This window comes from Cetobacterium sp. (assembly GCF_051653945.1).
Classification (GTDB): domain Bacteria; phylum Fusobacteriota; class Fusobacteriia; order Fusobacteriales; family Fusobacteriaceae; genus Cetobacterium_A.
The window spans coordinates 55,604-81,132 of sequence record NZ_JBOFXD010000055.1 but is presented as its reverse complement, the minus strand read 5'-3'; the positions used below and the strand labels follow the sequence as shown (position 1 = coordinate 81,132).

Genomic DNA, 25,529 nt, shown 5'->3' with positions numbered 1-25,529 from the left:
TTAAATAGCCTCTTTCTATGAGAAAATTATTAAAAATAAGTAGTTATTAAGCCTTTATAACTTTATCATTTGACTCCATAAAAGTTAAGTACTCCTCTTTTGTCATAACTGGTTTAAAGTTATCTAAAATTTCTTTTGCTTTCTTTCCTTGAGCAAACAATAAGTCAACAACTGTTAACGCTAGAGCTTTTGCTGGCATTAAGATTGCAACTTCATCATCTACAGTTTTGAATTCTCTTGTATGAAGAGCTCCATTTATTCCACCAAACATTGGATGAAGAGTAGGCATTATATGAGATACATCACCAAAATCGAAAGATCCTGTAAAATCTCCACCTTTAATCATATCATCTTTTAATCCTAAGTACTCTAAATTTCCTTCTAAAACATCTTCCATAGAATCATGTTTTAAAATTGGTAAATATCCTGGAATCTCTGTTATTTCTATTTCAGCACCAACTGCATAAGCACCTGCTGTTAACCCTCTATTTACTTTTTTATTGGCGTCAATCATACCTTCAATTGTTCTAGCTCTTACATAAGCTTCCATTCTTACATCAGCAGGAACTGAGTTTACAATATCTCCACCTTTTGTAATAATTGGATGGAATCTTACTCTATCACTATCTTTAAATGTTTCTCTTTGAGCATGTACATTATTTATTCCTAACATTGCCGCATTTAAAGCGTTTATCCCTTCATGAGGAGCCGAACCAGCATGAGCTTCTTTTCCTATAAATTTAACAGTTTTTCCTATAAATCCATTACTTACAGGACCTGTTAAAACTTTTTTGTCACCTAAATCTAAAGCATGGAACATAACTGCCATATCAACATCATCAAATGTTCCGTTGTATATCATCTCTTGTTTTCCACCAAAATATTTAATTTTTCCATCAGCTCTTAATTGAGTTCTATATCCTAATTCAACAAACTCTTCTGCTGGAGTAGCCATAAAATCAACTTTTCCTCCAAGCTCACTTAATATTCCTGATTTTACTAGCCCTGTAGCCGCTCCTAACATACCTGCAATTTGTATATGATGTCCACAAGCATGAACTGCTCCTAATTCATTAGAATCTAAATGATCACTACAAGATATTGCATCTAACTCTCCTAGTATTGCTACTTTAGGTCCTTCTGCATTCTCATTTGCTCTTGCTCTACAACCTGTGTAGGCTATTCCTTCCTCCACATCTAATCCTAACTCATTTTTAAAGTAGTTAGAAACAATCTCTGTTCCTTTAAACTCTTTATATCCAAACTCAGGATTATCATACATAGCCTGTCCTGCTTTTAATATTAACTCTCTATTTTCATCAATAGCTTTTATTACTCTCTCTTTGATCTCATTTATGTTCATAGTTCTCTCCTTGAATCTATTTAATATTAATTAAATTGCTCCTTGTAATCTCAATACTGTTTGAGCTATTAAAGCACACGCAAAGAAAATTGTTGTAAATACAACTAATGCTATTATTACTATTTTCCAAGACATTGCTTTTAACTCTTCAATTTTATCTCCTACAGATATTCCAGCAAAAGCAAGTAGTGGTGTACATAAAGGCATAAATTCAACTGTTCCAATTTGTGGTGCAAAGAATTTTGATATCGATAATGCAGGTATACTTACTATCATTCCAACTATAGTTGATAGTGCATACGCTGGTAATGGAAACTTTGGAAATGCTTCTTTAACAGCAAAGCATCCTAATGCTAAAACAATTATTAAAAACATTCCTGGAATAGCTCCTATAAATTGTTTTTGTAATCCAATAGCTTGTCCCGCTAAAACTATAACTCCTGTCATTGACATTAGTATAAAGTATAATACATATTTTTTTATATCTAAACTACGCATTTTGCTTCACTTCCTTTTTTGAAAACTTTGGAGATAATTTTTTATAATACCACTCTGTAAATGGTAGTGATATAAATACAAGAATATTTACTCCTGTCAGTCCTGATAACATATTACTTGTTGATGCATATGCAAAAACTTGATCTGCATATTGAGGTCCTACAACTTCAGCTAAAGATGACGCTGCTGCCGTCATCATACTTCCACTTCCAACTCCACAAGCCATTCCTAATGCTAATGGATGAATTCCTGTATATACAGATAATGATCCTAATATTCCAAAGTAGATTGTTCCTACAATTGTTCCAGCTAAATAAACTCCAAGTACTCCACTTCCCTCTAAAGATGAAATTCCATATTTTTCTCCAATTACCCCTAAAGAAGCTTCTCTACTTATACTTGATCCAGCTCCTATAGCCTCTCTTGTTAATCCTAACTTAAGTGCTAAAGGAACAGCTACAATTGGTGCTAACATGTGTCCAAACTCCTGTGCTAAAAATGCTGGACCAGCTTGAATAATTTTATCTAGATTTGGACCTACAAATGTTCCTAATTTTATTCCAAGCATTAAAAGAATTAACATAACCATATCACTGGCTATTTTCATCTCTTTTTCTCCAATAATCTCTCTTAATTTCTGAATTTTTTTTCCTAATAAATCTGGTGTTAATATCATTCCAATAATTACAGCAAATAACATCGGGAATAATGCTACTTTTCCCAATTGAATTTTTCCAACTTTTTCACAAACTAGTGAAATAATTGTTACAACTAAAAATACATTAATTGTGTTTTTGTTCATAGTGCTCACTCTTCCTTAATATAATTTTTATATACTCCTATTTGTCTTAAATAGGACTTTAATTCACATTAGAAATAATACTATTTTTTTAATATTATGTCAAGGGTTTTTTCGTATTTTTCATTTCTTTTCAAATTGTATTGTTCTATTTAAGAACTGTTAAGTGAGGTTATACAAAAAAAATAAAAAGAGATGAAATTTATTCATCTCTTTTTATTAAAAATTAAACCTTACAACTCTTCTTGGACGACCTGCACTTGTACAAACTTCATACTCTATTATTTCAGCATAACCACTTGTTATAATAGGTTTAATTATTCTATTTACACTTCTTTCAGTTATCTCTAAAATTTCTGAAAGCTCCTTACTTGTAAACTCTTTCTTACCAAAAGTTTCATGCAACGCCCTTATTTTAGATAGATACTTTGGTGTTATTCCAATTTTTTTTGCTTCTTTTTCAAAATTTTCACTTATTTTAGTTGAGTAATCAAACCTAGTTTTTTTATAAAGAGGACCTCTTATTTTATTATCTGAAAAAAGAAAAATCTCTCCTTTATCATTTACTAAACTTATGTTTAATGCTTTTCTAGCGTTTATTGTAGCACCTTGAATATTTTCTGCATATCCAATCCCCACTGCTACTTTAGCACCTAACAGATATATTTCATTTACTAATTTTAAAAAATTAACTTCATTCTCTTTAGTTTCTAGAATTTTTTGAGTTGTAAAAAATATATATTCATCTTCTGAAAGTTCTTGATAATTACCATGTATATTTTTAGAATACTTTAAAAATATATCATTTAAACTTGCTTTAAACGCAACTCTATCATTTTCAAGTTCATCTTTCTTATGTTTTTTAATAATCTTTACTATTTTTATTCCAATTCTATTTTTAAAATTTTCGTTAATTTTTATATCTTTTAAAAGTACCTTCATTTGATTACTAATCTCATTTTTTGTTGATTGTAATCTGTATACAGGCTTTTTCTTGCTTTTAAAATAATCATAAACATACCCAAAAGCCGTTAATATACACTGAACTTCACCTTTAGATAGATTTTTAATATGTTCATCTAAAAAATCCAATTCAGTTTTATCCTCTTCATACTCTTGGACATCAACTCTATCTAGTGTTATTCCAAACTCATCAAGAGTATCTAATAAAACACCTTTTTCAACTATATCAAAGCCTATCTTTAAATTTGTTATGTTTGGATAATTTTCTCTTACTTCCCATAGAGCTTTTAAAATACTTCCCGCTTCTCTATTTGAATAAACCATTGGTACATTTAACCCCAATTTGCTCACTATTTCTGAATGAACACCTATTCCTGTAGAAAATACTCCATCTACTCTCCCCTTTAAATCTTTTAAGTTTTCTACAGAATCCCTCAATTGTTTTATTTCATAAGGTAAAAATCTTATGTGAGAATATTGTGGTTCTAGAGTTTTTAAAATTTTTTTTACTGAGTCTGGATAACCAATAATAGCAATTTTCATTCTCTACTCTCCCTAAATAAATTTTTTTATTTTCCACAACATTTTTTATATTTTTTCCCAGACCCGCAAGTACATGGATCATTTCTTCCTATCTTTTCCTCTTTTACAATAGTTCCTTGAAGTGGTAACCACCCATAATATAACCATTCATTATTAAGCTTTACAAACTTACTTTTTTCATGGTGAACTATCTCTTGCCCATTCTCTTTATAAACAGCTTTAAATTCAACGATTCCCTCTAAATCAGATTCAGTTCCAGCTTCAGTTGACACTATCTCTAATCCTAACCATTCTGAATTCAATGCCCACTTTCTTGTTTCTTCAATATCCATATCCCCTTTTGTTTCTGGATGATGAGTTTCTACTATGAACTCTATATTCCCAGTTTCAAAGGCGTTATATCTTGCTCTCATTAATTCTTCAGCCGTTTTAAAATTATTTATCATCTTCTTTAAACTCCTCTAGTTTTTTTAAATTTTCTAGCTCTTTTTCCATTTTTTTAACTTTTTTATAAATCTCATTTATCCTGAACTCTAAAGAGTTTAAAATCCAAAATTGAAAATGACTAGCCCTTTGTGATTCATAAAACATCCATATTAATTTTATTACACCAAATAAAATAGCTACTTGAACTGCTAACGTTGGAGTTATTCTATTAAAAACACCACCTAAAATTAATAATGCAGCTATTATTATTATTAGAAGTATATTTATAATTTTATTTTGTTTGCTATTTGATCCACCTATTTGACCTACAATACTTCTAATTCTTTCTTTTTCTTTCTGAAATTCCTGTAACTCTTCTCTTAATTGCTCTTCCCCTCTCAAATCTAGCCCTCCTTTGTGTTTATACTCCCCAATCTCTTGGATATCTAAACTCTCTTCCTATAGTTCTTGTAGATATCTTTGCTATTAAAGGAAGTTTTCTTTTGTATTGAGACATTTTAATTTTCCAAATAACTTTATCAACAATATCTTCTGGATAACCTTTTTTTATAATCTCATCTTTTTTTTCTCTTTCATCTATTAAAGAGAATAAAATCTCATCTGCTAGCTTATAAGAAAATCCTAATTCACTCTCATCAGTTTGACCTTCCCATAAGTCAGCACTAGGTTTTTTATCTATCAATGGTTGTGGTACTCCCATATGTTTTGATAATTCCCATACTTGAGTTTTATATAGATCTCCAATAGCATTAATAGCAGATGCAGCATCTCCAAATTGTGTACTATACCCTAATAACATCTCTGTTTTATTTGATGTCCCTAGAACTAATGCTCTTTCTTTAGCAGAGTAATCAAATAAAATACACATTCTTTCTCTTGCCATTCTATTTCCTTTTCTTAACCCATCCATATCTGGATTCATTTGAAAATATGGCTCTACCATTGGAGTTATCTCTATTAATTTTGATTTTATTCCTAAATCTTCTACAACTAATTTAGCGTGTTCAACACTTTCCTTACTTGAAGATTTATAAGGCATAAGTATGCCTAGAACATTCTCTGGTCCAAAAGCTCTTGCAGCTAAATATGCTACTAGTGCAGAGTCTATCCCTCCTGAAAGTCCAAGAACAACTTTAGAAAATCCAACTTTATTAGCTTCTTCTTTTAAAAAATTAACTAATATCTCTTCAACCAAATTCAAATCTAAATCTAATCTGCAACTCATCTTTTTTCTCCTACTTATATAAGTTTTTAATCTCTTCAGCTATATCCATATCCAAGCCAAACTTACCTAATTTACAAGCTCTATAATCTCTTAAAATTGTATATGTAGCTTGTTGAACATTTAAATGTCCCCCTTTTTGTAACATATTCATTCTAAGAGCTATCGATTCTATTATTGCACCACTAACTTGATCAAAATCTTCATCTAAAAGTTTATACTTTTCCTTTAAAACATCTTTTTTTCCCATTTTTAACATTTTTTCTATTAATACACAAGCAACTTCATCTATTGGAAGTATTTCATCTCTAATTGCCCCTGTTATTGCTAAATTGTAACCTACTTCTTGATTTTCAAATTTTGGCCATAAAATTCCAGGAGTATCTAATAATTCCAATCCCTCTTTAATTCTAATCCACTGTTTTCCTCTTGTAAATCCAGGTTTATTTCCTACTCCAGCACTATTCTTTCCTACTATTCTATTGATTAATCTTGATTTTCCAACGTTTGGAATTCCAGCTACCATCAATCTTGTGTTAACTTTTCTTAATCCTCTTTTTAATAATCTCTCTTTTTTTTCTTTAGAAACTTTTTCTATAATTGTATAAAGAGTTTTCATATTAAAACCAGTTTCTGCTGATAACTCTAATACTTCATCTGCAAAATTATTTTCTTTAAAAAACTTTTTCCAGAAATTAATCTCTTCCTTTGTAACTAAATCTGATTTATTTATTACAATTACTCTTTTTTTATTTTTTGCAAAACCAGCTATATCAGGATTTTTACTTGATAAAGGAATTCTTGCGTCTACAACCTCAAGAACAATATCTATCAATGGCATATTTTCCTTAATTAAATCTTTCGTTTTTTTCATATGCCCTGGATACCAGTTAATTTTTGTCATTGACATTATCTCTCACCTCTATTTTTCATTACCCTTTATTAAAAGAACTATCTCTCCTTTTACAGGATTTTTTGAAAGTTTCTCTATTAACTCAGTGGTTGTTCCTCTTAAGATTTCTTCATAAATCTTCGTAATCTCTCTTACTATTACAACTTCTCTTATACCAATAAAAGTTTCTATATCTCTCAGTGTTTTTTCAATTCTATGAGGAGATTCAAATATTACAATCGTTCTTTCCTCAGTTGCTAAAGATTTTAAAAGAGTTTGTCTTCCCTTTTTTTTAGGTAAAAACCCTTCAAAACAAAATCTTCTAGTAGAAATTCCTGCAACTGAAGCTGCTGCTGTCATTGCACTTGGACCTGGAATTGGTATAACCCTTACTCCTCTTTTTAAAGCTTCATCAACCACTTCAAATCCAGGATCTGATATACAAGGAGTTCCCGCATCTGTTACTAAAGCAATTTTATTTCCATTCTCTAGCATATTTACTATATTTGATACCTGATGCATCTTTGTATGCTCATCATATCTATAAACTATTTTTTCTATTCCTAAATGATTTAATAACTTTTTTGTTACTCTTGTATCTTCTGCAAAAACAAAATCTACTTCTTCAAAAGTTTTTATAGCTCTTAAAGTTATATCATCTAAATTACCTATAGGTGTTGCTACTATATAAAGCATTTTCTACCTCATCTCTTCCTATTTTTTCTCCAAAAGTTTATTCATCTCTTCAACTGCTTTATCTAGCTGAATATCTTCTTTTGAAATTATTTTCTTAGCTTCCTCTTCTCCCTTAACCTCTTTTATAATCTCATTTCTATTCTCTTTTGTTTCATCTTCATTTATATTTGTAACAAAACCATTAAAGAATAAGAAATCATCTTTTTCCTCTACTAAGATATCAGGTTCTATTCCTTTTCCATGAATAGATACTCCACTAGGAGTATAGTATTTAGCTATTGTTAATTTTATTCCATCTCCATCTGGTAAAGGTAATAATGTTTGAACACTTCCCTTTCCAAATGATTTTTCTCCTATTAAAATACCTCTTTTATAATCTTTTATTGCACCTGAAACAATTTCAGAAGCTGAGGCACTTCCTTCGTTTATTAAAACTATTAGAGGAAAATCACCAAAATATTTCCCCTCTCTATATGCTATCTCTTCATCTCCTGCTTTTCCCTTTGTACTAACTATTTTTCCTTCTGGGATAAACATAGAAGATATTTTTACTGCTTGTCCTAAAGATCCTCCTGGATTGCTTCTTAAATCAAGAATAATACCTTTAGCACCTTTTTTAATTAAACCTTCTAAATCTTTACGTACATCTTTATATACATCTTCACCAAATTGTGTTAATCTCAAATAACCAATATCTTTTCCAATCATTTTACTTTTTACATATTTTAATTGAATAATTGACCTTTTTAATTCAACATCTTTAGTTTCTTTTGCTTCTTCTCTATAAACTGTAAGTTTTACTGAAGTTCCTGGTTCTCCTTTTAACTTTTTAACACTTTGCTCACTTGTTAACTTATAAGTACTTTCACCATCTATTGCTATAATTTTATCCTTAGCTCTAATTCCAGCTAAATATGCTGGTGTATCTTCTATTGGCGAAACTACAATTAAAGGTTCATCTGCTTTTTTTTGAATAACCATTCCTACACCTGCGTATTTCCCTTCAATATCCTCTTTAAAACTTTCCAACTCCTCTTTTGTAAAATAATTTGAATGAGGATCATCTAAAGACTCCATCATTCCTTTTAATGCTCCTTGCATAAGAGTTGTATTAGTCGGATCTTTCTCAGTTCCTACATGATTTTCTTTTATAATATTCATAATATCAGAAAGCTCTTTTAATTCTTTTATATTTGCAATAAATCCATTATCTACAGAATATGATGGGACTGTATTCACAATCATAATCCCAGATAAAAGTAGTGCTGCTCCAGTATTTCTTAACAGTTTTATCATATGGCTCCTCCCAAGTTCTTTCCTAGCTTTACAACTGACTCTATGTTGATATGTGACTCTTCATCTCCTATTTCAAATATAGAGATATACTCAACATTTCCTTTTGTACCTGTTATTGGTGAAAAATCTAGTGCCTTTAATCTAAGACCAGATTTTTTAGCTTCTTCTATAACCATTTCTATTGCCATTATGTGCTTCTTACTATCTTTTACTATTCCACCCTTTTCAATATTTTCTTTTCCTACTTCAAATTGTGGTTTTATTAATGCCATAAGCTTTGTATCATTTTTAAAGAATTTAACCAAATGCTCTATTACTTTTGTTATTGATATAAATGAAACATCCATTACAATATAATCTACCTTCTCATTTCCTAGATCATCTAAAGTTAAATCTTTAATATGAGTATTTTCTAATGATTTTACTTTATCATTAGTTCTTAATTTCCAATCTAATTGGTTTGTTCCTACATCAACTGCATACACAAAAGACGCTCCATTTTGTAATGAACAATCTGTAAATCCACCTGTTGAAGACCCTACATCAAGTACTCTTTTCCCTTGTAAGTCTAAGTTAAAAACAGTTATAGCTTTTTCAAGTTTTAAACCACCACGGCTCACATACTTACAAGCATCTCCCTTAACTCTTATTATAGGTTCCTCATCTATTTTTATAGATGTTCCAGGTTTATCTATTTTTTTATCATTTATTATAACTAACCCAGCCATAATTGCTCTTTTTGCTTTTTCTCTAGTTTCATAAAATCCTTTTTCAACTAGTAGAACATCTACTCTTTCTTTCATTAATTTCCTTCCTTTTCAAAAATCTTATCGTCCTCTAAATAATTTAGTAGAGGATTTTCTAAAATAAGATTTTCAAACCCTAATCTATCAACAGCTTTTATTAACTTCTCAGTTTCTCTAACTCTTTTTGTGAAAAAGTCATCTCCTATAGGAATCTTCTTTTTACTTTTGTAATAACCTAATAACTGTTTTGTATTTTTAAGTCTAAGTTCATGCTTTGCTCTTTTTAAACGATCCTTTATAACCCCAGTAGTACAATTAAATTTTTTAGCTACCTCATCTAGGTTAATACCTTCACTCATAAGCTTTAAAATTTTATCAGCACCAATGGGATTTATTCTATGATACTTTGCCGAATACATATCAGCTCTATGAACTATATGTGCTTCCTTTGTATTAGGTTGAATTTTTCCCCATTTACCATGATGTGATATTACAATATGAGTTATATTCTTCTTTATTTTATCTACAATTTTTAAATTTAAAACCTCTTCTATTTCTGATAAAACTCTTTCAGCTTCTTTGATAATATATTCAGGTTTCTTTATCATCATTTGAGAGTGAGAAAGTTTTTCATCAGCTTTTCTTATACTTCCTTTACTTAAATCATGAATTATTACTCCAACTACGATTGAGAAAAACTCTACTTTTTCTCTTGCTTCTTTTAAATCTCTATAATCTCTTCTGATCTCTTCAAAAGATATTTTTAGCACATCATACGTATGAGTTGTTACTTTAACACCTTGATCATCATGATGATCTAAATCTAAAACCATTTCATGGTTTAATAGAAGTTTTATAAACTTCAGTGCATCACTATTTTTCGCCATCAATGCTACCCTCAATTCTCTCTATTAATTTTTTACCTCTTAGACCATAATCCTCTAACAGTACATTTCTTGACCCATGAGGTATTGCTACGCTATTTAAAGCTATTATATTTATATTAATTTTCATTTTTTTCTCATTTAAAAATCTCACTACTTCATTACCGAATCCACCTCTTTCATAACCATCTTCAAATGTGAATATATTTTCATATTTTGAAAATTCATTAAGAATGAAGTTTTCATCTAGAGGTCTTATAGACGAACAATTTACTATAGTTCCATCTAAACCTCTTCTTAAAAGTTCTGCTTCTATATCAACTATCTCTTTTAACATTGCACCGGTTACTAAATAAAGATTTTTCTTTCCTTTTTTAACTTCTTGCCATATACCTAATTCAAATTTACTTTTTAAAGCACCATCCAATTCAAACGCCTTTCCTCTTGGAAATCTAATGGCTAGAGGTCCGTCTTTAAAATCCTTTGAAAACTCAAGCATCTCTTCTAATTCTGTCCCTGTTGTTGGAGCCAACACTCTATAGTTTGGCATACTTAAAAACATATTTATATCATGTATACCTTGATGTGTTTTTCCATCCTCTCCAACTATTCCAGCTCGATCTACTATAAATCTAACTGGTAAATTCTGTAATCCAACATCATGTATCAACTGATCTAAAGCTCTTTGGAAAAATGTTGAATATATTGCTACATAAGGTTTTTTATTTGATATCGCTAGCCCTGCTGAAAATGTTACTCCATGTCCTTCTGCTATGCCTACATCTATACATCTATCTTCAAATCTATTTTGAAAGTCACCTAATCCTGTTCCTTTTACCATTGCTGCTGAAATAGCATATATACTTTTATCTTTTTCAGCTAATTCAACTAATTTTGATCCAAAAATATTAGAATATGTTCGTTCTCCTGATTCAACCTCTCCTGTTTCTGGATTAAATGGAGATATTCCATGGAATTTCTCTTTATTTTCCTCTGCCAATTGATAGCCTTTTCCTTTTTCTGTTTTTACATGTATAAAAACAGGTCCTTCCATCTCCTTAGCTACAGTTAAAGTTTTTATTAATTCCTCTAAATTATGGCCATCTATTACGCCTAAAAATTGGTATCCTAAAACTTCTGATATGCTTGAAGGTAAAAAAAACTGTTTTACAGAGTGCTCTATTCTTTCTAATACACTTTTAACTTGGCTTCCGACTTTCCCTTTACTTATGACGCTTCTCACATCTTTTCTTATATTCATATAGGCATTACTTATCATTAATTTTCCAAAAAATTTAGATAATGAACCTACATTTTTCCCTATAGACATTTCATTATCATTCAATACAACTATTAAATTTTTAAGATTTTCTCCAATGTTATTTAATGCTTCTAAAGAATGACCATTCGCTATTGAAGCATCACCTATAACTACAATAACCTTATTTTTAGGGTTTGCTTTAGCTATTCCTGCTCCTGCAGAAAGGGCACTTCCAGCATGTCCTGCTATGAAGAAATCAAAGTCACTTTCTTTTGGATCTGAAAAAGGTCCTATTCCACCTCTTGTTCGTAATGTTTTAAATTTCTCTTTTCTTCCTGTTAATAATTTATAAACATATGATTGATGTCCTACATCAAATAAAAGTTTATCTTTTGGTAAGTCAAAAACTTCGATTATTGACTGCGTTAATTCAACTACCCCTAAATTTGGTGCCAAATGTCCACCATTTTTACTTGTAATTTCTACAAGAGTATCTCTAATTTCCTGGCTTTCCTTTTGTAACTTATTAATATATTCTTTATCTACCCTCATCTTTTTCCATCCTTAAGCTTGAATATAACCTTTAAACACAAAAGCTACAACCACTCCTAATATAGCCCCTACTAATACCTCTAATGGACTGTGTCCTAAAAGCTCTTTTAATTTTTCATCATGCAACTTCTCTCCAACTTTTGCTGCAAATCTATCCAGTAAAGTGTTTAAAAGTCCTGCGTGTTTTCCTGCTGCTCTTCTAATTCCAGCAGCATCGTACATCACTACTCCAGCTAAAACAAATGAAATAGCAAATATCGTACTTTGAGTCCCGTGAGCTAATCCTATAGCTGTACTTAATGATGCCATAGTTGAAGAGTGGGAACTTGGCATTCCTCCAGTTTCAAAAATTCTTTTTATATTTAGTTTTCTATCAATAAATATTGTAGTTATAACTTTATAAAACTGGGCTATAAACCAAGCTATAAACACTACATCTAGAATTCTATTTCCTAAAATTATTCCTTTTTCCATAGTTTCCCCACTCTCTTTTAATTTTTTATTTAACTGCTTTTAATTCTAGTGATATTGTTGGTTTATCTTGATTTTCTTTATAAAATATTATAGTTCTTCCAATTATTCCTACAACTTCTGCATCTATTATTTCTGCTATTTGGTAAGCAACTTCATTTTTATCTGCTTCTGAATTTTGAAGTATTTTTACTTTAATAAGTTCTCTTGGAATTAATGCCTCTAAAACTCCTTGTGCTAATGTTTCAGAGAATCCCTCTTTTCCTATTCTGAATATTGGCTCTAAATTGTGAGCTCTCTTTCTTAAAAACGCTCTTTTTTTGCTTGTTAAACTCATTTTCTCTCCTCTTTATCTTTAATTATATTTTTTTATTATACATCCATAATTATTGGTAGAATAACTGGTGTTCTTTTAATTCTATTGTAGAAGAACTTTCCTGCTACATCTCTAACGCTATTCTTTATTACTGTCCAATCTTTTATTGCACTATTTTCAAACTCTTTTAATTTTACTTTTATCTGTTCATTAGCTTCATTTAATATTTCATCAGAATCTCTTGAGTATACAAATCCTCTAGTAACAATATCAGGACCACTTAATACTTTTCCTGTTTCCTTATCTAAAGCAAATACTACAATTACTACTCCATCTTGTGATAACTGTTGTCTATCTTTTAGAACTATATGTCCAATATCTCCAACACCAAGACCATCAACTAATGTAGCTCCTGCATTAACTTTTCCTTTTATCTTTGCACTAGTTTTTGTTACTTCTACTTTGCTTCCGTTAGTAGCTATTACTATATTTCCTTTAGGAATTCCAGTTTCTATTGCTGTTTCTTTATGAGCTTTTAACATTTTAAACTCTCCATGAACAGGCATAAAATGTTTAGGTTTTATTAAATTTAGCATTAACTTTTGCTCTTCTTTACTTGCATGCCCTGAAACGTGTATTCCAGCTATTTTTTTAAATACAACTTCTGCTTCATATTTTAAAAGACTATTTATATTATTAGAAACAGCTCTTTCATTTCCTGGAATAGGAGTTGCTGAAATTATAACAGTATCTCCCTCTTTTACTTTTGTATGTTTATGCATATTTTTAGCTATTCTTGATAGTGCTGCCATAGGCTCACCTTGAGTTCCTGTACATAAAATAACAACTTTGTTATCTTTCATTTTGTCAACATCTGATAAACTTATCATAATATTTTCAGGAAGTTTTAAATAACCTAAAGTAGCCGCTATATCAAAAACTTTAATTAAACTTCTTCCATCTATTGCAATTTTTCTTCCATGCTCGTGAGCTATATTTACAATCTGTTGAAGTCTATGTACGTGAGATGCAAAGGCTGCTATTATAATTCTACCTTTTGCTTTTGCAAATTCAATTTTAAAAGCTTCTCCTACACTTCTTTCAGATGGAGTAAATCCATCAATTTCTGAGTTTGTTGAATCTGAAAGTAATAAATCCACTCCCTCTTCACCAATTTGAGCAAGTCTTAAAAAATCTACTCCATCTCCATCAACTGGTGTTAAGTCAATTTTAAAATCTCCTGTGTACATTACTCTTCCTGCTGGAGTTGTAACAACTACTGCATAAGCATCCGCTATTGAGTGAGTAACCCCTACAAATTCAACTTCAAAATATTTTCCAACTCTTATCTTATCTCTTCCTTTTACTTCTCTCATTTTAGGAAGAACTTTTGAAACTTCTCCACTTTCAAATTTAGCTTTTATTAATGCTAACGTTAGCTTTCCTCCATGAAGAGGTACATTTTTATCTATCTTCTGATATAAATATGGTACTGATCCAATATGATCCTCATGACCATGAGTTATGAATAATCCTTTTATTTTATCTCTATTACTTTCGATATAACTAAAATCTGGAATAACTAAGTCTATTCCTAATAGTCCATCATCTGGGAAGGTAACTCCTGAGTCAATAATAATAATTTCATCTCTATATTGAACTAAAGTCATATTCTTTCCAATTTCATCTAATCCACCTAAAGGAATAACATACATTTTTTCCTCTTTTTCAATTTTTAAAATTGGCTTTTTAACCTCTTCTTCAGCTTCAACTTTTTTTGCTGGAACTCTTTTTTTAGGTGCTTGAGGTCTTTGTTGTTGAGTTGTTTTAACTTCAACTGTCTTCACCACATCATCAGTTTTTTTTGTTTCGTTTAAAACCTCAGTATTTGGAGTTTTTTCTCCCTGCTTTGGTTTGTTATAATATTTTTTTCGTCTTGTTTTTTTCTTTGTTGCTTCTTTCTCCTTTTCAACAATATTTTCTAAATTCATTTCATCTCCTCACTGTAATATTCCAAATATTTGTCCACAAATTTTTTAGCAACTCCTCCAGCAACACGACCTCCTCCTCCAGCTCCTTCTAATAGAACTGTAAATACAATCTTAGGCTGCTTGTCTGCTGGAAAATATCCTGCAACAAGAGCATGAGTTTCATCAAATCTTGAATTTTGAGATGATCCACTTTTTGCTCCTATAACCAATCCAGGGGTTCTTAATGCTTTTGTTGTTCCATTATCCTTTTCAACAGTATTTATCAATGCTTTATTTAAAACATCATAATACCAACTTGGATAATTTGTTTCATACAAAACCTCTGGCTTTATCTCTACTTTTTCACTACCATTTTCTATATAATCCACAACATGAGGTACATAAGCTTTTCCTCTATTTGCAAGTCCCATATAAGACACTGCAACTTGCATAGGTGTAGCTAAAAGGTATCCTTGTCCTATTGATAAGATTATTGTATCTCCTTTAAACCAACCTTGTTTAAATCTTTTCTTTTTCCACTTTTCACTTGGTAGTATTCCTGATCTCTCTCCAAAAACATCTATTTTAGATAGTTTACCATAACCAAAATTTCCAGCTACATCAATAATTGGTTCGTGTCCAAATTGATCAGCATATTTGTAATAATATGGATTTACCGATTCTACTATAGATTTTTCAAAATCAACCGTTCCATGTCCACCCTTTTTCCAAGCTCTCCAACTCCATTTTCCAATGCTATAAACACCATTATCAAATATTCTTGTTTTAGGATCTAAACCATTATTAAAAAATGCAAATGCCGAAAATGGCTTAAACACTGAACCAGGTGGGTATTCCCCTGATATACTTTTATTTGTTAAAGGTTTTCTTGAATCATTTGTTATTTGATCCCAATCCTCTTGAGAAATTTTAGAACTAAACGTAGTCAGTGAATATGTTGGATAACTTACTAATGTTAATACTTTCCCTGTTTGAGCTTCTATTGCTACCAAAGCTCCTGACAGATTCTCCTCTTGAAAAACTTGCTCCATATACTTTTGTAATCTCATATCTACAGATAGGTGTAGATTATATCCTGGAGTTGGATCTTTACTTTTTTCAATTTTTTGAGCTTTATTCAAAGCATTAACCTCAATATAATCATATCCAGGCTTCCCTTTCATTTGAGAGTCATAAATTTTTTCAATTCCAGTTTTTCCAACAATATCCCTTGGAGAGTATCCATCCTCTTTCAAATTCTCATACTCTTTTTCTGTTATCTTTTTTACATACCCAATTGTATGTGCTGCTAATGAATCGTATATATATTTTCTTTTAGAATAGCTTTGAACTTCCAAATATGAATAATCTCCAATTTTTTCCATTAGTTTATGAGCTAAATCCAAATCTAGATCTTCTACTAGAATATTTTCTTTAGTATAAGGTACAATCTCTCCGTACTTTATCCTTTTTTGTAAATACTCTTCACTATAACCTGTTGCTTCACTCATCTCTTTTAATTGTCCATTAGTTACAACTCTTTGATTCAAATATACTAATCTATACCCCAATGTATTAGTAACAACTAATTCACCATTAGAATCATATATATTTCCTCTTTCTGCATCAATTTTTCTTAATTTAACTCTATTTTTTTGAGCTAAATAATTATACTTATCTTTTTGTAAAATTTGTAAATATGCCATTCTACTTCCTAGTAGTACAAATACTAGAAAAATAAATACTTTATATATTTCCCCTCTAAATTCGAAACTTTTTCCTAACTTTATTCCAAGATCTTTTTTCACTTAGTTGCTCTCCTCATATATAATAAATTAATTATAAAATAAAATACTGAAAGAAATAACACATTTACTATTACCAATGGACTCTTTACAAAAGTTTTCCATGCTATTATTTGTAAAAGTGAAAGTATATAAAGATTTCCAATATTATAATCAAAGTTTATAAAATATAGGTGATAAAAAATAAAATTTATCCCTACGAACAAAAAAGCAAATGCAGGTTCTCTCGAATGAAGAGCTAATATAACTGCTAATAACGGAAATAAAAATGCTATTTTTTTATCTTTTCTATAAGATAAATAAGCCAAGTAAGGCATTATTAAAAATCCTTTTGATGTTATTTGAGGAATGTTATCCAATATAAAAATAAATAAAATTGAGATAAAATCTAGCATTTCCACTCCTTTTTAATTCTAATCTATTAAAATATTTATCTTGTTACTTAAACTATTGTTTTCTAACATATTACTTATATTTAATTTTTTTGCTATTTTTAATGCTGTGTAATAATCTTCACTATTATACTCTATTACAGATTTATCTAATTTTTTAGAATCCTCTTTTAAAGTTACATTTTTATATCCAGAGCTTTCTAAATCTTTTAAAGCTGATTTTGCTTCTGCTGTTGTTCCTTTAATTTCAATTTTAAAGTCAATATCCTTCTCTCTTCCAAGTATTAATACAACACTTGCTAAGGTAGGAATATCACTATCCTCTTTTATTTTAAAATATTTTTCATTAACATTGGCTAATATATTTTCGATATTCTCCTTGCTAATCTCATTGATTTTAATCAAACTATAATTTGTATTTTTTTCGTAGTTGGCTGCTGTATAAGTTAAAGCTAATCTGTTTTTTAAATTTTCTCCAGTCTTTCTAGCATAACCTCCTACTCCGTTTGCATTTAATATATCTACAACTAAATTCGTTGAACCTTTTAATTCTCCACCATATAAATCAGCAAATAAAGATTGCGTTCCTGATGTTAAAATATATTTTTTATCATCTATTACCATTTCAGGGATATTTCTTGCATTTTTTACATTTAAAGCTATCTCGCTATATTTTACAACTTTATAGTTTTGAACTTTTTCAGGTAAAAAATTATTTATTGAGTCTATCACCATTTTATAGTTTTTAGAATCTACTAATTTTTTTATTGTTGTTTCCTTATCTACTTGAACATCAAAGGGTATTTTCACTGCTAGTTTATCTTCATATACTACAATAATATTATTTTTACCTATTATTGCATATCTTTCCCAATTCTCTAAATTTTTATTAGTTTTATTTAAATTATATGTTAAAAATACACCTAATATACCTATAACTATTATAGCTAATAGCAATCCTCCTAGAGCTTTTCCTGCTTTTCTTGTTGTTTTATTTTGTCTACTAAACCCTTTTTCCTTTCTCATTTCCAATTAGTAACTCCTTTTCTAAATTTGAAATTTCTACTTTTACTAATTCATTAACACCAGCTGTTGCTTCTGAAGTTTTTACTCTTAGATAGTTTTGACTATATCCGTACGAGCACCCATCCTCTTTTATCTCTTCAACTAAAACTTCTAGCTCTTTTCCTATATATTTTTCTCTTCTCTCTTTTCCCATCTCTTTTCTTAGAGTTTCTAAAATTTCAGCTCTTTTCTTTTTTACATTTCCATCAATTTTATCTGTAAATGTATTTGCTAAAGTTTTCTCTCTATCTGAGTATTGGAAAACATGTAAATCTGAAAATCCTATACTTTTTATTACTTCATATGTGTTGTTAAACATCTCATCTGTTTCTCCTGGGAATCCCACGATAACATCTGCTGTATATTCCATATTTTCAACATTTTCTCTAAGTTTCAATAATCTCTCTTGAATAAGTTCTGCCCCATAATTTCTTCTCATTCTTTCTAAAACTGTATTATCACAAGATTGTAATGATATATGTAAATGTGGCATTAATTTTTTACTATTTTCTCTCATAATCTCTATAAATCTATCCGATATCTTATCTGGGTACATAGAGCCTATTCTAACTCTTTCAACCCCCTCTAGCTTGACTACCGTTTCTAAAAGTGTTTCTAAATTAATATCAGAATCTAAATCTTCGCCATAGGCACCTAAATTTATTCCAATGATAATGAACTCTTTAAATCCCTCTTTTGTTAGCACTTCTATCTCTTTACAGATGCTGTCTAAAGAACGAGATCTACTTTTTCCTCTACCAAATGGTATCTTACAATATGAACAAAAATTATTACATCCATCTTGTATTTTTATATATGCTCTTGACATCTCTCTTAAAGTAGCAAACTCATACTCTTCATAAGTTCTCTCTTCAAAAATATTTTCTGTTAATACCTTTGATTTTTTATTTTCAATATCTTGAATAAAATCTACTAGACCACTTTTATTACTGTTTCCAACAACAAAATCAATCTCTTCAATCTCTAATAACTCTTTTGAATTTGTCTGAGCATAACAACCTGTAACAATAACAATTGATTCAGGATTCATTTTTTTAGCTCTTCTTAACACATTTCTTGTTTTTTTATCAGCTATACTTGTTACTGTACACGAGTTAACAATATAAATATCTGCTTTATTTTCAAAGTTTTCCTCTTCGTATCCTATTTTTATTAATTGATTTTTTATACTTTCACTTTCATATTGATTAACTTTACATCCTAATGTATAGAAAGCTACTTTTTTATTATTAAAATTCATTTACTAATATTCCTCCTACTATAATTGAGGCAGTTTCAGCTCTTAATATTCTCTTCCCCAAAGATACAGGCATAACACCTTTCTCAGTTAAGAACTCAATCTCCTCTTTATCAAATCCCCCCTCTGGACCAATTATATATAAAACTTTCTTAGGTTTATTTTCAACTTTATTTAAAATATTTCTTAGTGAATTTTTATCTTCACATTCATATGGAACAAACATTAAATCATACTCTTCAAAGTTTAGTTCTGATAATTTTTTTGGTTCTCCAATTTCCACTAATTTAACGGCTTGGCACTGCTTTGTAGCTTCTTTTACTATTAAATCCCATTTATCTTTTTTCTCAGTAATTTTAGCTACACCTCTTTTTGTCAATAGTGGTGTTATTTTACTTACCCCAATCTCTGTTAATTTTTGAATTGTTAAATCCATTTTATCATTTTTTAAAATTCCTATAGCCGCTTCTATATAAACTTCCGAAGAAAATCTATCTTCATTTTTTTCTAAGATTTTAGCCTCTATTATCTTTTTCTCTATATTTAAAACTTCACAAATATACTCATATTCTCCATCAACAGCTCTTATTACCTCTCCTGGTTTTATTCTAAAAGCATTTTTTAAATGGTTTATGTCATTTTTATCCACTATTTCTATTATTTCATTTGCTATATTGTCTTTAGATATTATAACACTTATCATTATAAACTCCTATATCATATCCTTATTTTTTATTAACTCTGCTAAAGTTGTTCCCTCTAAAATTTTAGTCATAGCTATATCTAATTTACTCCATATACAAGTTGTTGAGCACTCATCATCAACACAAGAACAGTTTTTACTTTTATTGTTCTCATTGCAATCAATAACTTTAACTTCATCATCTAATATTTTATACAATTCATGTAGTGTTATATCTTCAGGTTCCATTGAAAGTTTATAACCTCCATTTGGTCCCCTTTTTCCTTGAATTATATTTTCATTTTTTAATTTAAATAAAATTTGTTCTAAATACTGAACTGAAATATCTTCTGATTCTGATATCTCTTTTATTCGAGCTAAGTTTCCCTTTTGAGAAGCTTCAGCTATATATACTAACGCTTTTACACCATATCTAACTTTTGTACTTATTTTCATCCTCTTACTCCTTTATCTCAAAATGATTATAAGCCTTTTCTGTAACCATTCTACCACGACTAGTTCTTTTTATATAACCAATTTTAACTAAATAGGGTTCATATACCTCTTCTATTGTTCTTCTATCTTCTCCCAACATCAAGGCTAAAGTTTCAACACCTACTGGACCACCACCATAATTTTCTATTATAGCTTTTATGATATCTCTATCTAACTCATCTAAACCCTGTTTATCTACACCTAAAATATTTAGTGCTTTTATAGCGCTGTTTAAATCAACAACTCCATTTCCTTTTATTTCGCAATAATCTCTGACTCTTTTTAACAATCTATTTGCAATTCTCGGAGTTCCTCTACTTCTTAAAGCAATCTCTTTTGCTCCCTCCTCTTCAACTTTGACACCTAAAATAGCGCCACCCCTTTTTACTATTCCTTCAAGTTCATTTTCTTTATAGTAGTCCATTCTATGAACTACACCAAATCTATCTCTTAAAGGAGAACTCAAAAGACCCGCTCTAGTTGTAGCTCCAATTAATGTAAATGGCGGTAACTCTATTCTTATTGATCTTGCTGAAGGGCCTTTTCCAATAATAATATCTAACTCTCCATCTTCCATAGCTGGATATAAAATCTCCTCTACCGACGTATTCAATCTATGAATTTCATCAATAAACAATATATCATTCTCTTCTAATGATGTTAAAATAGCTGCTAAATCTCCAGCTTTATCTAATATTGGACCAGAAGTTATTTTTAAATTAACTCCCATCTCAGTAGCTATTACTCCCGCTAAAGTTGTTTTTCCTAATCCAGGTGGTCCATATAAAAGAATATGATCTATGCACCCGCCTCTTTTTTTTGCAGCTTCTATAAAAATACTCATTTTTTCTTTTAGTGATTCTTGACCGATATATTCAGCTAATCTTTTTGGTCTAAGATTTTTTTGAACTTCTCCTTCAAATTCCAACTCTTCATTAGAAACTATCCTATCCATTTTTTCTCCTTAAATAAAAACTGTTATTACAAATTGTACAACCCCAATAAGTCCACCTAAAATAGCTCCAATTATCTCTATATGTTTCAACTCTTTCTTTGCTAAAGAAAAAGTTATTCTCTCTAGCTCTTCTAAAGAAAACCCATCTACTTTTTCAACTATAATCTCTTTAAAATCAACATTTTTTTCCAAAGTTTCAAATAACATTCCAATTATTTGATCTTTATTCTCCATTATTGACTCTTTTATAGCATCCTTTATTTTATTTAAAGCTGATTCATTTAAAAACATAGCTATCATTGGAAATCTCGTTGTTATCTCTGATGCTAACTTTTTTTCTAATATACTATCAATTACTCTTTCCATCTCAACATCTAAATTTGCATTTTCTAATTTTTTTGTTATATCATCTAATGATATTAGTTCATTTTGAATTGTATCTGCTAAAGTTATTCCTATCTCATGTCTTCTTTTAGGAATTAAACCTTGGATTTTAAAAAACCCTAAGTTTATCTCTTTATATGGTCTAAATAACATCTTTATTGCAATATAGTTTGTAACCCATCCAATCATTGATCCAATAACAATTAAAAGTAACGCTTTTACTAACATCTTCTCACCTTTTCAATTCTTTATCAGTTTTATAAGTTATTATTTATTATACCATTTTATACCTATATATCCAATACATTTTTTGGGCTTTTACTTCTGAAAAAATCGCTAACCTTGATTTTTTTCTTGTATTATTTTTTATTTATGTTATAATACTTCAAATAATTATGAGGAGGAAAGTAATGAAACAGAAAATAGTTTTTAATACAAATGCATATTACTACTATTATTTAACCTAGGATTGGTATTTTTGTTTCATGAAAAAATGCGAATCCATTTTGTGTTACTTTAATAGTAGTGAATGGATTTGTTACATAGAACTGGTAATTTACAGCCTGTGGAGAAATCCACGGGCTTTTTTGTTTTTTAAAAAAAAATTTAGAAGGAGTTTATTATGTTTATTTTAGAAAGTATCGTTAATTTTTTAAATTCAATTCTTTGGGGAAAGAATATATTAGTTGTTTTACTTATTTTTTCAGGAGTTTTCTTTACAGTGAAAACCAATTTTGTTCAACTTCGTTTTTTAAAACATATGGTTAAACTTTTAACAGACAAATCAAATAGTGATTCTGAAAACCTTTCACCTTTTCAAGCTTTTTGCATAAGTACTGCAACTAGAGTTGGTGCAGGTAATTTAGCTGGTGTTGTCAGTGCAATCTCTATTGGTGGTGCAGGTTCTATTTTCTGGATGTGGGTTGTTGCATTTTTAGGTTCTGCTACAGCATTTGTAGAAACTACTTTAGCTATGATATTTAGAGAAAAAGATAAAAGTGGTCATTTTTATGGTGGGCCTTGCTTTTTTCTAAAAAATGGTCTTGGTAAAAAAAGTTGGGGTATTGCTTTTGTGATAACTGGTATTATTTGTTGGGCAGGAGTTTTACAAGTTGTTTCAAACTCTGTTACTGAGTCATTTAATGTAGCCTTCAATATTAATCCAGTAGTTATTTCAGCTCTTTTAACACTATTAGCAGCTGTTGTAATCTTTGGAAAAACAGATAAAACTGCTAAGGTTTTAGATAAAGTAGTTCCTATTATGGCTGTAATGTACCTTGTTATTGTTTTTTTTATAATCATTAAAAACTTTGCTCTTTTACCTCAAGTTTTTTCTCAAATATTCTCAGAAGCTTTTGGAATTAGACAAGGAGTTGGTGGAACTATTGGAGCTATTATTATGCAAGGGGTTAAAAGAGGATTATTCTCCAATGAAGCTGGAACAGGAAGTGCTCCTTGTGCAGCTGCCAGTGCTGCAGTATCTCATCCAGTTCAGCAAGGATTAATTCAAAGCTTAGGAGTTTTCGTAGATACTTTTATAATCTGTACAGCAACTGCTTTAGTTATGTTACTTACCAAAGCCTCAGTTGTAGAAGGATTAAGCGGAATGGAATTACTACAAAAATCATTCAATTACCATTTAGGATCAACTTTTGGTGAAATATTTGTAGCTATAATACTTTTTCTTTTCTGTTTCTCTACTCTTTTAGGAATCTGCTTCTACGGAAAAGTTAATGTTAAATTTTTAACTGATAAAGAGTTTGGACAAATACTTTTTAAAATCTTTGCTCTTTCAATGATTTTTATCGGAGGAATTCAACAAAATTTCTTTATGTGGAATCTTGCTGACCTTGGTTTAGCTCTTATGACTATTATCAATTTATCTGGTGTATTCCCTCTATCAAAGTTTGCTTTTGATTCATTAAAAGATTACCAGTCTAAGTTTAATCCCATAAAGGCATAACAAAAAAGGAGAAAAACAATGTTTTTCTCCTTTTTTTATTTTACTTAGCGTACTCTACAGCTCTAGTTTCTCTTAATATTGTTACCTTTATTTGTCCTGGATACTGCATAGTTTCCTCTATTCTCTTAGCTATATCTCTAGCCATTTTTGTAGCTGCATCATCTGATACAATTTCTGGATTTATTATAATTCTTATCTCTCTACCAGCTTGAATTGCATAAGAAGATTCTACTCCATCAAATGAAGTTGCTATCTCTTCTAAACCTTCTAATCTTTTTAGGTATGTTGATAACGTTTCTCTTCTTGCTCCTGGTCTTGAAGCTGATATTGCATCTGATGCTTGAACTAAAATAGCCTCTACACTTTCAAATTCAACTTCATTATGGTGAGCCATAACAGCATTTATAACTGCTGGTTTTTCACCAAACTTTTTCAAGAACTCTCCTCCAATTATTGCATGAGAAGCTTCTATATCATGATCTAAAACTTTTCCTACGTCATGTAAAAGTCCAGCTCTTTTTGCTAACTTAGTATCTGCACCTAACTCAGCTGCTAGATTTGCAGCTAGTTTAGCTACCTCTATTGAGTGAGTTAAAACATTTTGACCATAACTTGTTCTATATTTTAACTTACCTAATGTTTTAATTATTTCCATATGCATTCCTGGAATTCCTAACTCTAAAAGAGCTTGTTCTCCAGCTTCAATAATATCTTTATCAATCTCTTTTCTAGATTTATTAACAACTTCTTCTATTTTACCTGGATGAATTCTTCCATCATTTATAAGTTTTTCAATTGCTCTTCTAGCAACTTCTCTTTTTACACCATCAAAACTTGATAAAACAACAGCTTCTGGAGTATCATCTATTATTATATCTACACCTGTTAAAGCTTCTATTGTTCTGATGTTTCTTCCTTCTCTACCTATAATTCTACCTTTCATCTCATCATTTGGTAGATTTACAACTGACACAGTCGCATCTGCAACAAATTCTGAAGAAGCTTTTCCTATTGCTGTTGATAGAATTCTTTTTGATAATCTATCTTTTTCATCTTCTAATTTATTCTCATACTCTCTTATTGCTAAAGCAGTTTCATGAACCAAATCATCTTTTAATTTAGAAATTAACATCTCTTTAGCTTCATTTCTTGTCATCTCTGAAATTCTTTCTAAAGTTTCCTCTTGAACCTTTTTTAGATCCTCTATTTCAGTTTTCTTATTTTCTAAGTTTTGATTAATCTCTTCTAACTCTACAGCTCTACTTTCAACTTTTTCGATTTTAGACTCTAAAGTTTCCTCTTTTTTAGCTAATCTTCCCTCTTTTTGTAATAACTCATTTTTAGCTATTTTTATCTCTTTTTCAGCTTCCTCTTTCATTTGGTAAACTGTTTCTTTCGCTTTTATCTCTATTTCTTTACTTTTTGCTAAAGACTCTTTTTCAGCTCTTTCTAATATCTCTTTAGCTTTTATTTTAGCTTTTAACTTTTCATCCTCTAAGTTATTAAGCTCCTCTATCTTCTTATCTATAGTAGATTTTTTATACATAATACTAAATATTATTGCAAACCCAACTATAGCTAATCCAACTCCTAACATTAAGTTCATAGTCT

26 protein-coding genes are annotated in these 25,529 nt (G+C 29.9%); 1 reads left to right on the top strand and 25 read right to left on the bottom strand.

Annotated elements, in window-relative coordinates; translation table 11 throughout:
- Positions 1–46: 46 nt before the first annotated feature.
- The 24 genes from ACRC8M_RS06255 to ACRC8M_RS06140 form a co-directional block, all read right to left on the bottom strand.
- Positions 47–1,363, bottom strand: coding sequence for an amidohydrolase (locus ACRC8M_RS06255; protein ID WP_438528352.1), 1,317 nt, complete (start codon positions 1,361–1,363; stop codon positions 47–49).
- Between the two features lie 30 nt (positions 1,364–1,393).
- Complete coding sequence (locus ACRC8M_RS06250) at positions 1,394–1,861, bottom strand: hypothetical protein (protein ID WP_438528351.1); 468 nt, start codon at positions 1,859–1,861, stop codon at positions 1,394–1,396.
- The gene (locus ACRC8M_RS06245) at positions 1,854–2,663 is read right to left on the bottom strand and encodes a DUF3100 domain-containing protein (RefSeq protein ID WP_438528350.1); all 810 of its coding nucleotides are present in this window, start codon (positions 2,661–2,663) and stop codon (positions 1,854–1,856) included. The genes ACRC8M_RS06250 and ACRC8M_RS06245 overlap by 8 nt, the downstream gene beginning before the upstream one ends.
- A 216-nt stretch (positions 2,664–2,879) precedes the next feature.
- Positions 2,880–4,166: a hypothetical protein gene (locus ACRC8M_RS06240; protein ID WP_438528349.1), complete on the bottom strand. Its 1,287-nt coding sequence runs from the start codon at positions 4,164–4,166 to the stop codon at positions 2,880–2,882.
- 26 nt (positions 4,167–4,192) lie between these two features.
- On the bottom strand, positions 4,193–4,612 hold the full coding sequence (locus ACRC8M_RS06235) for a YchJ family protein (RefSeq protein WP_438528348.1): 420 nt from the start codon (positions 4,610–4,612) through the stop codon (positions 4,193–4,195).
- Positions 4,602–4,994 carry a hypothetical protein gene (locus ACRC8M_RS06230; protein WP_438528347.1) on the bottom strand — a complete coding sequence of 131 codons (393 nt, stop codon included), beginning with the start codon at positions 4,992–4,994 and terminating at the stop codon, positions 4,602–4,604. Before ACRC8M_RS06230 ends, ACRC8M_RS06235 begins: the two co-directional genes overlap by 11 nt.
- A gap of 19 nt (positions 4,995–5,013) precedes the next feature.
- Entirely contained in the window at positions 5,014–5,838 is an 825-nt protein-coding gene (locus tag ACRC8M_RS06225) for an NAD+ synthase (RefSeq protein WP_438528346.1), read from the bottom strand.
- A gap of 10 nt (positions 5,839–5,848) precedes the next feature.
- A complete protein-coding gene (gene ylqF, locus ACRC8M_RS06220; RefSeq protein ID WP_438528345.1) occupies positions 5,849–6,745 on the bottom strand; it encodes a ribosome biogenesis GTPase YlqF in 897 nt (298 codons plus the stop codon).
- A gap of 12 nt (positions 6,746–6,757) precedes the next feature.
- On the bottom strand, positions 6,758–7,423 hold the full coding sequence (gene rsmI, locus ACRC8M_RS06215) for a 16S rRNA (cytidine(1402)-2'-O)-methyltransferase (protein ID WP_438528344.1): 666 nt from the start codon (positions 7,421–7,423) through the stop codon (positions 6,758–6,760).
- Positions 7,424–7,441: 18 nt separating this feature from the next.
- A complete protein-coding gene (locus tag ACRC8M_RS06210; RefSeq protein WP_438528343.1) occupies positions 7,442–8,719 on the bottom strand; it encodes a S41 family peptidase in 1,278 nt (425 codons plus the stop codon).
- Positions 8,716–9,522 (bottom strand): TlyA family RNA methyltransferase, encoded by an 807-nt coding sequence (locus ACRC8M_RS06205; RefSeq protein ID WP_438528342.1) that lies wholly within the window; start codon positions 9,520–9,522, stop codon positions 8,716–8,718. Before ACRC8M_RS06205 ends, ACRC8M_RS06210 begins: the two co-directional genes overlap by 4 nt.
- Positions 9,522–10,355, bottom strand: a complete 834-nt coding sequence (locus tag ACRC8M_RS06200) for a phosphohydrolase (protein ID WP_438528341.1) — start codon at positions 10,353–10,355, stop codon at positions 9,522–9,524. The genes ACRC8M_RS06205 and ACRC8M_RS06200 overlap by 1 nt, the downstream gene beginning before the upstream one ends.
- Positions 10,339–12,162: a 1-deoxy-D-xylulose-5-phosphate synthase gene (gene dxs / locus ACRC8M_RS06195; protein ID WP_438528340.1), complete on the bottom strand. Its 1,824-nt coding sequence runs from the start codon at positions 12,160–12,162 to the stop codon at positions 10,339–10,341. The genes ACRC8M_RS06200 and dxs overlap by 17 nt, the downstream gene beginning before the upstream one ends.
- A 12-nt stretch (positions 12,163–12,174) precedes the next feature.
- Positions 12,175–12,636, bottom strand: coding sequence for a divergent PAP2 family protein (locus ACRC8M_RS06190; RefSeq protein WP_240218981.1), 462 nt, complete (start codon positions 12,634–12,636; stop codon positions 12,175–12,177).
- Positions 12,637–12,661: 25 nt separating this feature from the next.
- Positions 12,662–12,970, bottom strand: coding sequence for a ribosome assembly RNA-binding protein YhbY (gene yhbY, locus ACRC8M_RS06185; protein ID WP_438528339.1), 309 nt, complete (start codon positions 12,968–12,970; stop codon positions 12,662–12,664).
- A 35-nt stretch (positions 12,971–13,005) separates the two neighbouring features.
- A complete protein-coding gene (locus ACRC8M_RS06180; RefSeq protein WP_438528338.1) occupies positions 13,006–14,940 on the bottom strand; it encodes a ribonuclease J in 1,935 nt (644 codons plus the stop codon).
- Positions 14,937–16,727: a penicillin-binding protein 2 gene (gene mrdA / locus ACRC8M_RS06175; RefSeq protein ID WP_438528337.1), complete on the bottom strand. Its 1,791-nt coding sequence runs from the start codon at positions 16,725–16,727 to the stop codon at positions 14,937–14,939. The genes ACRC8M_RS06180 and mrdA overlap by 4 nt, the downstream gene beginning before the upstream one ends.
- Positions 16,724–17,119, bottom strand: coding sequence for a hypothetical protein (locus ACRC8M_RS06170; protein WP_438528336.1), 396 nt, complete (start codon positions 17,117–17,119; stop codon positions 16,724–16,726). Before ACRC8M_RS06170 ends, mrdA begins: the two co-directional genes overlap by 4 nt.
- A gap of 18 nt (positions 17,120–17,137) precedes the next feature.
- Entirely contained in the window at positions 17,138–18,142 is a 1,005-nt protein-coding gene (locus tag ACRC8M_RS06165) for a LytR C-terminal domain-containing protein (protein WP_438528374.1), read from the bottom strand.
- Positions 18,120–19,442: a tRNA (N(6)-L-threonylcarbamoyladenosine(37)-C(2))-methylthiotransferase MtaB gene (gene mtaB, locus ACRC8M_RS06160; RefSeq protein ID WP_438528335.1), complete on the bottom strand. Its 1,323-nt coding sequence runs from the start codon at positions 19,440–19,442 to the stop codon at positions 18,120–18,122. The genes ACRC8M_RS06165 and mtaB overlap by 23 nt, the downstream gene beginning before the upstream one ends.
- Positions 19,432–20,142, bottom strand: a complete 711-nt coding sequence (locus ACRC8M_RS06155) for an RsmE family RNA methyltransferase (RefSeq protein WP_438528334.1) — start codon at positions 20,140–20,142, stop codon at positions 19,432–19,434. The genes mtaB and ACRC8M_RS06155 overlap by 11 nt, the downstream gene beginning before the upstream one ends.
- Positions 20,143–20,151: 9 nt before the next feature.
- Positions 20,152–20,577 carry an RrF2 family transcriptional regulator gene (locus ACRC8M_RS06150; protein WP_023050286.1) on the bottom strand — a complete coding sequence of 142 codons (426 nt, stop codon included), beginning with the start codon at positions 20,575–20,577 and terminating at the stop codon, positions 20,152–20,154.
- A 4-nt stretch (positions 20,578–20,581) separates the two neighbouring features.
- On the bottom strand, positions 20,582–21,571 hold the full coding sequence (gene ruvB / locus ACRC8M_RS06145) for a Holliday junction branch migration DNA helicase RuvB (RefSeq protein WP_023050287.1): 990 nt from the start codon (positions 21,569–21,571) through the stop codon (positions 20,582–20,584).
- Positions 21,572–21,580: 9 nt separating this feature from the next.
- Entirely contained in the window at positions 21,581–22,183 is a 603-nt protein-coding gene (locus ACRC8M_RS06140; RefSeq protein ID WP_438528333.1) for a DUF445 domain-containing protein, read from the bottom strand.
- 394 nt (positions 22,184–22,577) lie between these two features.
- Here ACRC8M_RS06140 and ACRC8M_RS06135 point away from each other — a divergent pair, with 394 nt between their 5' ends.
- A complete protein-coding gene (locus ACRC8M_RS06135; protein WP_438528332.1) occupies positions 22,578–23,918 on the top strand; it encodes an alanine/glycine:cation symporter family protein in 1,341 nt (446 codons plus the stop codon).
- Between the two features lie 40 nt (positions 23,919–23,958).
- Here the strand turns inward: ACRC8M_RS06135 and rny are convergent, their stop codons facing one another.
- The gene (rny, locus tag ACRC8M_RS06130) at positions 23,959–25,524 is read right to left on the bottom strand and encodes a ribonuclease Y (RefSeq protein ID WP_040406862.1); all 1,566 of its coding nucleotides are present in this window, start codon (positions 25,522–25,524) and stop codon (positions 23,959–23,961) included.
- Positions 25,525–25,529: the final 5 nt, after the last annotated feature.

Coding starts and splice junctions, on each gene's coding strand:
- dxs (WP_438528340.1), bottom strand. CDS start 12,162: ATGAGGGTAGATAAAGAATATATTAATAAGTTACAAAAGGAAAGCCAG.
- ACRC8M_RS06155 (WP_438528334.1), bottom strand. CDS start 20,142: ATGATAAGTGTTATAATATCTAAAGACAATATAGCAAATGAAATAATA.
- rsmI (WP_438528344.1), bottom strand. CDS start 7,423: ATGCTTTATATAGTAGCAACACCTATAGGTAATTTAGATGATATAACT.
- rny (WP_040406862.1), bottom strand. CDS start 25,524: ATGAACTTAATGTTAGGAGTTGGATTAGCTATAGTTGGGTTTGCAATA.
- ACRC8M_RS06165 (WP_438528374.1), bottom strand. CDS start 18,142: ATGAGAAAGGAAAAAGGGTTTAGTAGACAAAATAAAACAACAAGAAAA.
- ACRC8M_RS06240 (WP_438528349.1), bottom strand. CDS start 4,166: ATGAAAATTGCTATTATTGGTTATCCAGACTCAGTAAAAAAAATTTTA.
- ACRC8M_RS06245 (WP_438528350.1), bottom strand. CDS start 2,663: ATGAACAAAAACACAATTAATGTATTTTTAGTTGTAACAATTATTTCA.
- ACRC8M_RS06225 (WP_438528346.1), bottom strand. CDS start 5,838: ATGAGTTGCAGATTAGATTTAGATTTGAATTTGGTTGAAGAGATATTA.
- ACRC8M_RS06170 (WP_438528336.1), bottom strand. CDS start 17,119: ATGCTAGATTTTATCTCAATTTTATTTATTTTTATATTGGATAACATT.
- ACRC8M_RS06150 (WP_023050286.1), bottom strand. CDS start 20,577: ATGAAAATAAGTACAAAAGTTAGATATGGTGTAAAAGCGTTAGTATAT.
- ACRC8M_RS06190 (WP_240218981.1), bottom strand. CDS start 12,636: ATGGAAAAAGGAATAATTTTAGGAAATAGAATTCTAGATGTAGTGTTT.
- ACRC8M_RS06205 (WP_438528342.1), bottom strand. CDS start 9,522: ATGAAAGAAAGAGTAGATGTTCTACTAGTTGAAAAAGGATTTTATGAA.
- ACRC8M_RS06255 (WP_438528352.1), bottom strand. CDS start 1,363: ATGAACATAAATGAGATCAAAGAGAGAGTAATAAAAGCTATTGATGAA.
- ACRC8M_RS06180 (WP_438528338.1), bottom strand. CDS start 14,940: ATGAATTTAGAAAATATTGTTGAAAAGGAGAAAGAAGCAACAAAGAAA.
- ACRC8M_RS06250 (WP_438528351.1), bottom strand. CDS start 1,861: ATGCGTAGTTTAGATATAAAAAAATATGTATTATACTTTATACTAATG.
- ACRC8M_RS06140 (WP_438528333.1), bottom strand. CDS start 22,183: ATGTTAGTAAAAGCGTTACTTTTAATTGTTATTGGATCAATGATTGGA.
- ACRC8M_RS06135 (WP_438528332.1), top strand. CDS start 22,578: ATGTTTATTTTAGAAAGTATCGTTAATTTTTTAAATTCAATTCTTTGG.
- ylqF (WP_438528345.1), bottom strand. CDS start 6,745: ATGTCAATGACAAAAATTAACTGGTATCCAGGGCATATGAAAAAAACG.
- ruvB (WP_023050287.1), bottom strand. CDS start 21,571: ATGGATAGGATAGTTTCTAATGAAGAGTTGGAATTTGAAGGAGAAGTT.
- ACRC8M_RS06210 (WP_438528343.1), bottom strand. CDS start 8,719: ATGATAAAACTGTTAAGAAATACTGGAGCAGCACTACTTTTATCTGGG.
- mtaB (WP_438528335.1), bottom strand. CDS start 19,442: ATGAATTTTAATAATAAAAAAGTAGCTTTCTATACATTAGGATGTAAA.
- yhbY (WP_438528339.1), bottom strand. CDS start 12,970: ATGAGTTTAACAAGCAAAAAAAGAGCGTTTTTAAGAAAGAGAGCTCAC.
- ACRC8M_RS06235 (WP_438528348.1), bottom strand. CDS start 4,612: ATGATAAATAATTTTAAAACGGCTGAAGAATTAATGAGAGCAAGATAT.